Source organism: Mesorhizobium sp. BH1-1-4 (genome assembly GCF_020165665.1).
In the GTDB taxonomy this organism is placed as follows: domain Bacteria; phylum Pseudomonadota; class Alphaproteobacteria; order Rhizobiales; family Rhizobiaceae; genus Mesorhizobium.
This window is the reverse complement of record NZ_JAIUIN010000007.1, coordinates 242566-255724: the sequence shown is the minus strand read 5'-3', so window position 1 is coordinate 255724 and position 13159 is coordinate 242566. Positions and strand designations below refer to the sequence as shown.

The 13159-nt window shown below is 63.9% G+C and carries 12 protein-coding genes; 11 read left to right on the top strand and 1 reads right to left on the bottom strand.

Annotated features, from left to right (window positions below; translation table 11 throughout):
* Positions 1–816: an alpha/beta hydrolase gene (locus LB569_RS15675; RefSeq protein ID WP_224693095.1), complete on the top strand. Its 816-nt coding sequence runs from the start codon at positions 1–3 to the stop codon at positions 814–816.
* A 17-nt stretch (positions 817–833) separates the two neighbouring features.
* Here LB569_RS15675 and LB569_RS15670 read toward each other — a convergent pair whose 3' ends face one another.
* On the bottom strand, positions 834–1088 hold the full coding sequence (locus LB569_RS15670) for a hypothetical protein (RefSeq protein WP_224693094.1): 255 nt from the start codon (positions 1086–1088) through the stop codon (positions 834–836).
* 29 nt (positions 1089–1117) lie between these two features.
* Between LB569_RS15670 and LB569_RS15665 the strand changes: the two genes are divergently transcribed.
* From LB569_RS15665 to LB569_RS15620, 10 genes are all read left to right on the top strand, one after another.
* Positions 1118–2149 carry a substrate-binding domain-containing protein gene (locus tag LB569_RS15665; protein WP_224538638.1) on the top strand — a complete coding sequence of 344 codons (1032 nt, stop codon included), beginning with the start codon at positions 1118–1120 and terminating at the stop codon, positions 2147–2149.
* Positions 2150–2245: 96 nt separating this feature from the next.
* The gene (locus tag LB569_RS15660) at positions 2246–3781 is read left to right on the top strand and encodes a sugar ABC transporter ATP-binding protein (protein WP_224693093.1); all 1536 of its coding nucleotides are present in this window, start codon (positions 2246–2248) and stop codon (positions 3779–3781) included.
* 19 nt (positions 3782–3800) lie between these two features.
* Positions 3801–4787: an ABC transporter permease gene (locus tag LB569_RS15655; protein WP_224693092.1), complete on the top strand. Its 987-nt coding sequence runs from the start codon at positions 3801–3803 to the stop codon at positions 4785–4787.
* A 24-nt stretch (positions 4788–4811) separates the two neighbouring features.
* A complete protein-coding gene (locus tag LB569_RS15650; RefSeq protein WP_224538634.1) occupies positions 4812–5792 on the top strand; it encodes a sugar-binding transcriptional regulator in 981 nt (326 codons plus the stop codon).
* Positions 5789–6784, top strand: a complete 996-nt coding sequence (locus LB569_RS15645) for an aldo/keto reductase (protein ID WP_224693091.1) — start codon at positions 5789–5791, stop codon at positions 6782–6784. The genes LB569_RS15650 and LB569_RS15645 overlap by 4 nt, the downstream gene beginning before the upstream one ends.
* Before the next feature lie 22 nt (positions 6785–6806).
* Positions 6807–8498 carry a glycerol-3-phosphate dehydrogenase/oxidase gene (locus LB569_RS15640; protein ID WP_224693090.1) on the top strand — a complete coding sequence of 564 codons (1692 nt, stop codon included), beginning with the start codon at positions 6807–6809 and terminating at the stop codon, positions 8496–8498.
* Positions 8489–9331: a class I fructose-bisphosphate aldolase gene (locus LB569_RS15635; RefSeq protein ID WP_224693089.1), complete on the top strand. Its 843-nt coding sequence runs from the start codon at positions 8489–8491 to the stop codon at positions 9329–9331. Before LB569_RS15640 ends, LB569_RS15635 begins: the two co-directional genes overlap by 10 nt.
* A 17-nt stretch (positions 9332–9348) precedes the next feature.
* A complete protein-coding gene (locus tag LB569_RS15630) occupies positions 9349–10863 on the top strand; it encodes an FGGY-family carbohydrate kinase (protein WP_224693088.1) in 1515 nt (504 codons plus the stop codon).
* A complete protein-coding gene (locus LB569_RS15625) occupies positions 10860–12479 on the top strand; it encodes a GMC family oxidoreductase (protein ID WP_224693087.1) in 1620 nt (539 codons plus the stop codon). Before LB569_RS15630 ends, LB569_RS15625 begins: the two co-directional genes overlap by 4 nt.
* Complete coding sequence (locus LB569_RS15620; RefSeq protein ID WP_224693086.1) at positions 12479–13147, top strand: hypothetical protein; 669 nt, start codon at positions 12479–12481, stop codon at positions 13145–13147. Before LB569_RS15625 ends, LB569_RS15620 begins: the two co-directional genes overlap by 1 nt.
* The last annotated feature ends 12 nt before the right edge of the window (positions 13148–13159 follow it).

The following is a 13159-nucleotide window of genomic DNA, read 5'->3' as shown; positions in this document are numbered from 1 at the left end:
ATGTCGAAAGATCCTTTTCGCACCCGCGACCACGTTGCCGATTTCGATGACATCGTGGCCGATATCGTTGCCCGCAGCACTACGACGCGGACTTCGTTGCCCATGCTGGCGGATGTCGCCTATGGGCCGCACGAGGCCGAACGCCTCGACCTGTTCTTTCCGCAGGGACCGCGTCAGGACCTCCCGGTGCACGTCTTCATCCATGGCGGCTATTGGCGCATGTTCACCAGAAGCGATTATTCCTACGTTGCCGAAACGGTAACGGGCGCCGGGGCAATCGCGGTCGTGATCGACTATGCGCTGATGCCTGCCGTCAGGATGGCGGCAATCGTCGACCAGATCCGGCGCGCGAGGCAATGGGTGCGGGATAATATCGCCAGCCATGGCGGCGATCCCGGTCGGCTAAGCGTCAGCGGCCATTCCGCCGGGGCGCATCTGGCGACTTTTTTGTTCAACGAGGGTTCGCCATATCCGCCCTCGGCGGCACTTCTGCTCGGCGGGCTGTATGATCTGAAGCCCCTTCAGCATTCCTTCCTCGAGCCTTTGATAGGTCTCACCGACACGGAAGTTGAGGCATTTTCGCCGATGAGCAAGCTCCACTCGTCGCAAACAAAAGTAGCGGTATTGGTCGGCGAACGGGAAACGGAACCGTTTCACCTGCAGGCCAGATTGTTTGCCGATCGCCTGACGGAGCAGGGTCTGACAGCCTCGAGGGGCATCGTCGGGGGGCGCAATCATATGGATAGCGTCCGAGATTTGGGGCTGCGCGGGACAATCGCGGGCGACTGGCTTCGCCAGCTCATCCTGGCCGGATGAACTCGACCCGAGTCGGCCTACCTGCTCCTGCCTGCCGAAAGGTCACGCGGTTTGCGCATGAGCAGGCCCATGCCGAGCACCAGCCTCTTCCTTGGCTTGTTGACGACCTCATCCTTGAGCACCTGCTGCCCAGCGTATGAAATATATTTCACTATTTGAATTATATTGACACTACGCGCCGGGGCTGTAATGTCCCGATCGTCGGCTTTCGGAGGAAGGCCGGCTTCATCAAATCCATACGGCAGCGCTCGCAAGGCGCCTGCGACGGTCATTGAGGATGGCTTCGGCCAAGGGAGGAAACTTGCGCAAATTTCTGAGCACGCTCGCAATCGCGGCGGCTGCATCGACCTGCTTTGGGCCGATGCTGGCACGCGCCGAAACCGCCAACCCGTTCAAATGCGAGCCGGGTGAAAAATACGTCATGAACGTCATGGTTTCGGGTGTCGAATATTGGTTCCCGGTCTATGAAATGTTCAAGCAGGCCGGCCAGCAGTTCGGCTGCGAGACCGCCTATACCGGCACGCCCGAATATGACGTCAACAAGCAGATCGCCAGCTTCGACCAGGCGCTGGCACAGAAGCCCGCCGGCATATTGGTGCATCCGATGAACTCCGATCCGTTCATCGAACCGATCAACCGCGCCATCGAGCAGGGCACCGCCGTGGTGACCTTCGCCGCCGACTCGCCGAATTCCAAGCGGGTCTCCTACATCACCTCCGACAACAATGCCGAGGGCACCTATGCCGCCGACGCCGTTGCCAAGGCGATGGACGGCAAGGGCGAATATGCCGTGCTGGAGAACCCTGGCCAGGACAATCACGACAAGCGCGTCAACGCCTTTGTCGCCCGCATGGAAGCCAAATGGCCCGAGATGAAGCTCGTCGGCCGCGCCGCTTCCAACCAGGATCCGACCAAGGCCTATCAGGCCGTTCTGAGCCTGGCCCAGGCGCATCCTGATCTCGGTGCCGTGTTCATGCCGGAAGCCAATTCGGCCATCGGCGCCGCCCAGGCCGCCAAGGAAGGCGGTGGCAAGATCCGCGTCATGCTCGCCGACGTCAACGCCAAGATCCTCGACATGATCAAGGCCGGCGAGATCTTCGGATCGGTCAATCCAAACCAGGGCATGCAGGGCTATATGGGCTTCATGCTGTTGTGGATGGCCAAGCATCCCGGCCTGATCGACCCGATGAACGACGCCAAACGCTCGGGCTTCAACCCGATGAGCGTGCCCTTCGTCGACAATGGCTTCTCCATTGTCTCCAAGGACAATGCGGATGACTTCTACTGGGATAAATACCTGAAGCGTCGCGGCACCAAGGGCATCGAGGAATAGTCGCGATTTCCCTCTCCGATCCTCGCGGGTCGGACCAAACCGGAAGGAGGCCTCTGCCTCCTTCCTCCCCTCAAGCGCCCATCGCAGGAGCATGGCGTGACCCACGCGCCCATTCTTGAAATCCGTGGCCTGTCCAAGGCGTTTGGCCCTGTCAAGGCGCTGAGCGACGTACAGTTCACGCTGCGACGCGGCGAAATCCACGCGCTGTGCGGCGAGAATGGTGCTGGCAAGTCGACGTTGATGAATATGATCGCCGGTGTGCTGCAGCCCGATGAGGGCGACATACTGATCGATGGCGAGCGTGTTTCGATCCACTCGCCCGCCGCCGCCCAGCGCCTCGGTATCGCGCTGGTCCATCAGGAGATCGCCCTCTGTCAGGACGCGACGGTCGCCGAAAATATCTACATGGCGGCGATCAACGTCCGGCGCGCGCCGCTGATGAATTTCCAGAAGCTCCACGCCGATGCCCAGAAGGTCATGGACCTGCTTGCGCCCATTCCGGTGCGCACCAGGGTCGCGGATCTTTCCATTTCCAACCAGCAGCTGGTCGAGATCGCCAAGGCGCTGACGCTCGACTGCAAGGTGCTGATGCTCGACGAGCCCACGGCGGCACTGACCGAGAGCGAAGCGCGCCGCCTGTTTTCGATCGTGCGCGGCCTCAAGGAGCGCGGCATCTCGGTGGTCTATATCAGCCACCGCATGGCGGAAATCTTCTCGCTATGCGACCGCGTCACCGTCTTCCGCGATGGCCGCTACGTGGCCACCGACCCGATCGCCGCCGTTTCGCCCGACGACGTGGTGCGCAAGATGGTCGGCCGCGAAATCACCCAGCTCTATCCCGACAAGCTGGCACCGCAAGAGCCAGGGCGGGTGATCCTGTCCGTAAAGGGGCTATCCGACGGCCGCCGCTTCACGGATGTCGATCTCGAGCTGCGCGCTGGTGAAATTCTGGGCATGGGCGGCCTGATCGGCGCCGGCCGCAGCGAGATCGCGCAAACGATCTGCGGCCTGCGGCCAATGACGTCAGGAACCGTCGCGCTCGATGGAAAGCAGCTGCGTCCGCGCGGCTATGGCGATGCGGTCAAGGCGGGGCTGGTCTATCTCTCGGAGGATCGCAAAGGCTCCGGCGTGTTCCTCGATCTGCCGATCGCGGCGAACATCTCGGCGCTCGACCTCGCCAGGCTGACCGGGCCACTCGGCCTGCTCGACCGCAAGGCGGAGGATCGTCAGGCGCGGGAGTTGACCGGCAGGCTCGGTGTGCGCATGGCCGGCATCGAGGCCGCGGTCTCGACACTGAGCGGCGGAAACCAGCAAAAGGTCGCCATCGCCAAGCAGCTGTCCGTCAGTCCCAAGGTCATCATCATGGACGAGCCGACACGCGGCATCGATGTCGGCGCCAAGGTCGAAATCCACCGGCTACTGCGCCGACTTGCCGGCAGCGGTGTCGGCGTCGTCGTCATCTCGTCGGAACTGCCGGAGCTGATCGGCCTGTGCGACCGCGTCTTGGTTGTGCGCGAAGGCAGGATTGCCGGCCAACTCGCCGCCGACGAACTCGGCGAGGAAGCCATCATTATGCTCGCCTCGGGCGTCCGGGACAGTTCAGATCAAAGGCAGGCCCAGAATGTCGCCTAGGGAATTGGGGGAAGCGCTAGTGCATGCCGAGATCAAGGCCGCCGGTGATGTGCGGCGCATCAATTTCGCCCGCCTCGCATCGATGCGCGAGGCCGGGCTGATCGTCATCATCCTGGCGCTGTGCATTGCCATGAGCTTTGCCTCGCCGCACTTCCTGACATGGGGCAATTTCCGCGCCATGCTGATGAGCTTTTCCATCGAAGGCATCGTCGTCGTCGGCATGACCATCCTGCTCATCGTTGGCGGCATCGACCTGTCGGTTGGCTCGGTCGTGTGCTTCTCGATGGTGGTCTCCGGCGCGCTGTTCCTCGCTGGACTCGATCCCTGGACGGCAAGCCTGATCGGCATTGGCGTCAGCGCGCTGATCGGCGCGGCGATGGGCTTCTTCGTCACGGTGATAGGCCTCAATCATTTCATCACGTCGCTCGCGGCCATGGTCATCGTGCGCGGCATGTGCCTGATCGTTACCAAGGGCACGCCGCTGTCGCTGTTCACGCTGCCGTCTTCGTTCAAGGCGATCGGCCAAGGCAGCTTCAACGGCTTGCCCTATGTCATCATCATCTTTGTCGTCGTGGTGGCGATCTTCGACTTCCTGCTGCGCCGCGCCACCGCCTTCCGCAAGGTCTTCTACACCGGCTCCAACGAGAAGGCCGCGCAGTTCTCCGGCATCCGGACCAAGCAGGTGAAGTTCTGGGTCACGGTGCTGTGCTCGACGTTGGCCGGTCTGGCCGGCGTCATCTACATGGCGCGCTTCGGCGCGGCGACGCCGACCTTCGGCGCCGGCATGGAACTCAACATCATCGCCGCGGCCGTCATCGGCGGCGCCTCGCTCAACGGCGGCTCCGGCACCATCTTCGGGGCGATCCTCGGCATGGCATTGCTCTCGGTGGTGACCAGCTCGCTCATCCTGCTCGATGTATCGGTCTATTGGCAGGACATGATCAAGGGATGCATCCTGCTCGCAGCCGTATCGATCGATCACTTCCTGCACCGCAAGAAGTCCTGAACTTCAAAGGCACCGAACAAGGCCATGGCCCCTCCCAACACCCGCGATGACATCGCCGCTGTCCGCCAGATGCACCAGGCGCTTGTCCTGCATTATGTCGAAGGCAAGACCCAGGCCGAGATCGCCGTCGAACTCGGAATCTCGCACGCCACCGTCAACCGGCTCATCAAGCGCGGCCACCAGCTCGGTCTCGTCGAAATCAAGATCAAGTCACCGATCGACCATCTGGTCGAGCTGGAGGCGCGGCTGGTGGCGCTGGGCGGCATCGAGCGGGCGGTGGTGGTGCCGTCCGTCTCCGAAAATCCGCACACGGCCCTGCAGCGGGTCGGCGAGGCGGCGGCTGGGCTGCTGCTCGACACCATCAAGGATGGCGACACCATTTCGATCACGGGTGGCAAAGGTGTCAGCGCGCTGGTCGCGGGTCTCAAGCCGGGACGCCGATACGATGTCGAGATCATCCCCGCCACGGGACTGGTGCAGGGCAAGCACTATACCGACGTCAATCACGTCGCCTCGCTGATGGCCGACAAGCTTGGCGGTCGTGCCTTCCAGATCCACGCGCCGCTGTTTGCCGATACCGCGCAGCAGCGCGAGATGCTGATGGGGATCAGCTCCGTCGCCGACGTCTTTCGCAAGGCGCGCGAGGCCGATGTGGCGGTGGTGGGTGTCGGCTCCATCCTGACCGACGATTCGAGCTATTACGATCTGCATCCGTCCTCGAATGCCGACCGCCAGGCGATCGAGAAATCCGGGGCGACGGGCGAGCTGCTCGCCCATCTCATCGATCGCCGGGGCAAGCTCTGCAACTACTCGCTCAACCGTTCGCTGGTCTCGCTGACCCTCGACGAGTTCGCCAGCATCCCGCGCTCGATCGGCATCGCGAGCGGACCCAGCAAGGTCGCGCCGATCCTCGCCGCCATGCGCGGCAACCATCTAGACACCATCGTCACGGACGAGGCCTCCGGGCTCCAGATCCTCGAGTTGGCGAAACAGGAGGCAGCATGAATTCTCGACAGATCCAGCGACAGATCGGCACGTCAGGCATATCGGCGTCGGCTGTAGGCCTGGGCACATGGGCGATTGGCGGATGGATGTGGGGCGGCACCGACGAGCAGGAATCGGTGCGCGCTATCGAAGCCTCGATCGACGCCGGCCTCAGCCTGATCGACACCGCACCGGCCTACGGCCTTGGCCGCAGCGAGGCGATCGTCGGTGCCGCCATCAAGGGCAAGCGCGATAAGGTCGTGATCGCGACGAAATGCGGACTGAACTGGCATTCCGGCAAGGGCGGCTATTTCTTCGACCAGGACGGCAAGCCGGTGCATCGCTACCTCGGCGCCGATGGCATCGCCTATGAAGTCGAGCAGAGTCTGCGGCGTCTCGGCACGGATCATATCGACCTCTACATCACCCATTGGCAGGACCCGACGACACCGATCGCCGAGACGATGACGGTGCTGGAGAGACTGAAGGCGGCCGGCAAGATCCGCGCCATAGGTGCCAGCAATGTCAGTGCCGACGACCTCGGTCACTACATCGCCGTCGGCCAGCTCGATGCGATCCAGGAACGCTACTCGATGATCGACCGCGAAATCGAGAGCAGCCTGCTGTCGATCACGCGCCGCCATGACATCGCCACCCTCAGCTACTCGTCGCTGGCGCTGGGCCTGCTCACCGGCACGGTCGACGCGGCGCGCGCATTCGGCGGAGATGACCAGCGCAAGGATAACCCGCGCTTCTCAACGGCCAACCGGCAGAAGGTGGCAAGGCTGAAAGCGGCCATCGCCCCGATAGCCGCCCAACACCAGGCTTCGATGGCTCAGATCGTCATCGCCTGGACGCTCGCCCAACCGGGCATCACCTTCGCCCTGTGCGGCGCGCGCAATCCCGCGCAGGCGCTCGATAATGCGCTGGCCGGCCAGATCACGCTTGCCGCAAGCGAGCTCCATGCAATCGACGCCGCGGTCGCCGCGCATCTCACCGCGATGGATGCCTGAGCAAAAAAAGGCAGCAGCCCCGATGAACCGTAGCCAAATAACAGCCGGTCTGCGCGACCGGCCAGACATTGCCGTGCTCGTCATCGGTGGCGGCATCAACGGCATCAGTGTCTTTCGCGAACTGGCTTTGCAAGGTGTCGATGTCGTGCTGGCGGAAAAGGGCGACTATTGCTGCGGCGCCAGCGCCGCGCTTTCGCGCATGGTGCATGGCGGCCTGCGCTATCTCGAGAACGGTGAGTTCAAGCTGGTGCGTGAATCGCTTCTGGAACGCGATCGGCTGCTGGGGAACGCGCCGCACTATGTCGCCCCCTTGCCGACGACGGTGCCGATCTTCGATATTTTCTCCGGTCTCGCCAATGGCGCGGTCCGGTTCCTCGGCCTGACGCGGCGGCCGAGCCGGCGCGGCGCGCTCGTCATCAAGACCGGACTTGCCATGTATGACCTGTTCACCTCCGCGCGGCGTTTGATGCCGACGCACAGATTCAGGGGACGCACCGAGACCTTGAAGACCTGGCCGGCGATCAACCCGGCGATCCGCAATTCGGCGACCTATTACGACGCCTGGGTCAGCCGACCCGAACGCCTCGGCCTGGAGATGCTGCTGGAGGCCACGGCAAGCGGCGCGCGCGCTCTGAACTATGCGAAAGTGTCGTCGAGCGGCGAGGGGCTCGCCATCACCGACACGCTGACGGGCGAGCGATTGCCGGTGCGGCCGCGGCTGATCGTCAACGCCACGGGCGGCTGGATCGACCTCACCAACCAGGCGATCGGGGCGTCGGCTCCCAGGATGATGGGCGGTACCAAGGGCTCGCACCTCATCGTCGACAATGCCGAACTCCATGCCGCGCTTGGCGGACATATGGTCTACTACGAAAACGAGGACGGGCGCATCTGCATCCTGTTTCCCTATCTCGGCAAGGTGCTGATCGGTTCGACCGATATCAGGGTCGATGACCCGGACCAGGTTCGCTGCGAGGAAGACGAGCAGCGCTACATCCTGCAGTCGCTTGCCTTTGTCTTCCCCTCGGTCAAGATCGGCGAAAACCAGATCGTGTTCCGCTTCGCCGGCGTTCGCCCCTTGCCCGCCAGCGACGACAGCTTCACCGGCCGCATACCGCGCGATCATTTTTGCGAGTTCGTCGAGGCCATCGGGCATCTGCCGGCCACGCTCTGCATGATCGGTGGCAAGTGGACGACGTTTCGTTCGTTCGGAGCATTGGCGGCTGACAGTGTGCTGGAGCGACTGGGGCTCGAACGCAGTGTGGGTACGGAGGATATGGCCATTGGCGGCGGCCGCGACTTCCCGGCCGATCCGGAGCGCTGGTGCGCGTCGTTCGCGCTTGAACACGGCCTGCCGGTCGAGCGCGCACGAATGCTTCTGCAGCGCTACGGCACGTCGGCCCGGAAGGTCGTTGCGCATCCGGCGGGCGAACAGATGCTGCCGCGGTCCGATTACTCGGCAGGCGAAATCCGGCAGATCATCGAGCATGAGCAGGTCGAATGCCTTGCCGACCTGTTTCTGCGCCGCACCACCATCGCCATTTCGGGCGGCCTGAGCTTCGACCTCATCAACGCCGTTCTCGACATGCTGGCGGCCCACAAAGGCTGGAACGCCAGCGAGGCCGCCGCCGAATGCTCGACCTTCCTCGCCTTGCTGGCCGACCGGCACGGCATCGACCTCCAGACGCATCAAAGGAGCGCCCTATGCGCGTGAACAAGAAAGTCCGCATGAATCGGCTGTTCGGTGGTGGCCGCTGCCTCGACGTTGCCATCGATCATGGTGTCTGCAACGAACCGGGCTTCCTTGCCGGGCTCGAGGACATGGCCGCCGTCGTCGATCAGCTGGTCAGGGCCGGGCCTGATGCCATCCAGATGAACTATGGCCAGGCCGACCTGCTGCAGGACGTCCCGGGCAAGGACAAGCCGGCGCTGGTCATGCGCATCGACATGGGTAATCCCTACAACAAAACGCGCCACCGGGCGATGTGGGCGGTGCTGCAGAACGAGGCCGAGCCGTTGCTTGGCGCTATCGAGATGGATGCGGCCTGCGTGGTCGTCAATTTGTTCATGTTGCCCGACGAGCCGGACCTGTTCAGGCAATGCGTGCAGAACATCGCCCGGGTGCGGGCCGATTGCGAGAAATACGGCCTGCCGTTGATGATCGAACCGTTGGCCATGCTGCCGGTCGCCGAGCATGGCGGCTACATGGTCGACGGCGACGCCGAAAAGATCGTTACCCTGACCCGGCTGGCCCGCGAGATGGGCGCCGATATCATCAAGGCCGACCCGACCACCGATCCCAATGATTTCCACCGTGTGGTCGAGGCCGCACGCTGCCCGGTATTGGTGCGCGGCGGCGGCAAGGAGGATTTGCGCGCCGTGTTCGACAAATCGGCGGCACTGATGGCGCAAGGCGCCCTTGGCATGGTCTATGGCCGCAACATCTACCAGCATGCCAATCCGAGCGCGGTCGTGCGCGGGCTGATGGCGATCATTCACGACGACGCCGATGGCGCCGCCGCCTGGGACCTGTACAAACAGGCATAGGCCGGCAGGAGGAGCCAATGGGGAAATACATTCTCGGCCTCGATGCCGGCAACACCGTCATCAAGGCCATTCTCTTCGATCTCTCGGGGCGCGAACTGGCGCAGTCCGCACGCGACGGCCGCTCATCCATGCCGAAGCCCGGCCATGTCGAGCGCGATCTCGACGAGCTGTGGCGCAACGCGGTTGCGGTCATCGGCCATTGCATCGCCGAGGCCGGCGTCGACGCCGGCGAGATCGCCGCCATCGGCTGCGCCGGTCACGGCAATGGGCTCTACGCGCTCGATCGTGAGGGCGCGCCGCTGATCGGCATCCAGTCGCTCGACACGCGCGCCGTCAACATCGTTGCCGAATGGGCGGAGCGGCATGTCGGCGACCGCACCTATGTCCACTGCCTGCAACGGCCGTGGGCAGCACAGACGCCGACCCTGCTTGCCTGGCTCAAGCGCTTTTCACCGGCGCTGTTCGCAAGGATCGGCACGGTCTTCCTGTGCAAGGATTTCGTCGTCAACCGCCTGACCGGCGTGCGCGGCAGCGACACATCCGACATGTCGGGCTGCGGCCTGCTGCGGATGCTGGACCGCCGCTATGAGCCGGATCTGCTTGCCGCCTACGGGCTTGACGATTGCATGGAGCGGCTGCCCCCGGTGCTGGAATCCGCCGATATCGCCGGCCATGTCACGGAGGAGGTGGCGGCTCTGACGGGCCTGCGCGCCGGCACGCCGGTCGTGGCCGGGTTGTTCGACGTCGTCGCCAGCGCCGTCGGTTCCGGCGTGACCAGGACAGGTGCCGCCTCGGTCATCGCCGGCACCTGGAGCATCAACCAGGTCATCACCGACGAGCCGATCCGCGACCCTTCGATCTTCATGCTGTCGACCCTCGATCGTGAGCGTTATCTGGCGATCGAATCCAGCGCGACCTCGGCCGCCAATCTCGAATGGATCGTGCGCGAATTCCTCGAGCATGGCGGCGAGGCCGGCAAGTCGCCGTTCGAATCGTGCAGCGAACTCGTCGCGTCCGTCGACCCCGACGGCGATATCCCGATCTATCATCCCTTTCTTTACGGCTCGCAGCAGAATGGCCACGCGCGCGCCGGTTTCTATGGCATTGCCGGCTGGCACGGCCGCGCGCATTTGCTGCGCGCGCTGTTCGAGGGGGTTGCCTTCGAACACAAGCGCCATGTCGAGACGCTGCACAAGGCGGGTGCCGATTTCGACGAGGTGGTGCTGTCCGGCGGCGGCTCGCGCAGCTGGGTCTGGGCGCAGATATTCGCCGATGTGCTCGGCGTGCCCGTTACCGTGGCGCGCAGCCGCGAGACCGGAGCGTTGGGGGCGGCGATCGCGGCGGGCACCGGCGTCGGCATCTTCGCGGATTATAGCGCCGGCGCTACGGCCATGACGGCGGCGGCCCGCCACTTCGTGCCCAACGCGGCGGTTGCCGAGGCCTACGCACGGCGGTATCAGCTCTACAGCGAGATCAACAGCGCGATGGTGCCGCTATGGGAGCGCTTCGCCGGACTGCAGGCCCGCCCGTGACCGAAGCTTTGCCCTCTTCGTTCGGCAGTTACGACTACGTCATCGTTGGCGCTGGCTCGGCCGGCTGCGTGCTCGCCAACCGGCTTTCGGCCGACCCGCGCAACCGGGTCCTGCTCATCGAGGCCGGTGGCAGCGACCGCTATCACTGGGTCGACATCCCGATCGGCTACCTCTTCTGCATGGGCAATCCACGCACCGACTGGATGATGAAGACCGAGCCGGAGGCCGGCCTCAACGGACGCAGCCTCAGTTATCCGCGCGGCAAGGTGCTCGGCGGCTGTTCGTCGATCAACGGCATGATCTACATGCGCGGCCAGGCCGCCGACTATGACGGATGGCGCCAGGCCGGCAATGCCGGTTGGGGCTGGGACGATGTCCTGCCCTACTTCCTCAAATCGGAGGATTACCATGGCGGCAAGGGCGCCATGCACGGCAGCGGCGGCGAATGGCGGGTCGAACGGCAACGCCTGTCATGGCCGATCCTCGACGCGTTCCGCGATGCCGCCGAGGAACTCGGCATTCCCCGCACCGACGATTTCAACACCGGCACCAATGAAGGCTCGGGCTATTTCGAGGTGAACCAGCGGCGGGGCGTGCGCTGGAACACATCGAAGGCGTTTTTGCGCGGCATTGCGGCGCGCAAGAACCTGCGCGTCCTGACCGGAGCCGAGGCGGAACGGCTCGAATTCGAGGGGCGGCGCGTCACCGGACTGGTCTTCCGCCAAGGCGACCGGCTGCACAGGGTCAGCGCCGGGCAAACCATCCTTGCAGCGGGTGCCATCAACTCACCCAAGATCCTCGAACTCTCCGGCGTCGGCCGTCCCGACCTGCTTTCGGGCATTGGCATCGATGTTCATCATGCCTTGCCCGGTGTTGGCGAAAACCTGCAGGACCATCTGCAGATCCGCACGGTCTTCAAGGTCTCGAATGCCGCCACGCTCAACCAGCGCTACCACAATCTGGCCAGCCGCGCGTCGATGGGGCTGGAATATGCGTTGAAGCGCAGTGGGCCGTTGTCGATGGCGCCGAGCCAGCTCGGCATTTTCGCCAGGAGCGATCCGCGCCTCGCGACACCCGACCTCGAATATCACGTGCAGCCGCTGAGCACCGACCGGCTGGGCGAACCGCTGCATCGCTTTCCCGCGGTCACCGTGTCGGTCTGCAATCTGCGTCCGGAAAGCCGGGGCAGCGTGCATATAGGATCGTCCGATCCGCGCTTGGCGACGAAGATCCGGCCGAACTATCTCTCCACGGACGGAGATCGCGGCGTCGCCATCGCGTCGCTGCGCCATGTCCGCGGTTTGATGAAGGCAAAGGCGGTGGCCCGCTTCGCGCCCGAGGAGATGCTGCCCGGCACGCAATATGACAGCGACGAAGACCTCATCCGCAAGGCCGGCGATATCGGTACGACGATCTTCCACCCCGTCGGCACCTGCAAGATGGGTTCGGACACGATGGCGGTGGTCGACGATCGGCTGCGTGTTCACGGGCTTGCCGGACTGCGCGTGGTCGATGCCTCGATCATGCCGACGATCGTCTCGGGCAACACCAACTCTCCGGTCGTGATGATCGCCGAGAAGGCCGCGCAGATGATCCTGCTGGATTCGCGCCAGTAATGTTCTGGCGACGTCGGGTGCGCCGCGCCCGGCGGGCCGGTGATGGGCTGCCGTCGATCTGGCAGGCAAAAGCCTCGTTAAGCCTCTCGCAACTCCTGCGGCGTAATCTGTCCGCCAGATTGCGAGGCACCATGAAACGCAAATCCCTATTGCTTTTCGCCTTCCCGGCTTTTGTCCTGCTGATCCTGGCGATGGAGAGAGTGGCCACGCTCCTGCTCGGAACCTATCCCGCAAGTCCCGATATGTGGAAGATTTGGCTTACCTTGCACCAGTCGTCGGGAATGGTCTGGCAGCAGGTTGATCTCTATCTGGGCGGATCGATGGGCCTGGATTTCGCCTTGCTGGGCGTGGCGCTGGGGATCTGCTGGATGGCAAGTCAGGCCAGAAGGTCGGCGGCTTTCTTTCTGGCTAACCATGGCGCGCTGATCCTCGCGGCGTCGATGATTTTCATCGGCGGCCGCTCGCAGACCGCCAGCACCATTGCCGCGTTCACGGCGCCGAGCGGCTTTCAATTCTCGCTGATGATGGACTTCACCTGGCTGAACTGCCTGCTGGCGGTTGTCGGGGTGGCGACGTGCGCCTATTGCCATTTTGCCTATATCGGCGAACTCGGCATGCGCGCTGAAGCGCGGCGTGTGCGGATCATGGCACTGCAGCGGGATTTCTAGCGCATCCGCCGC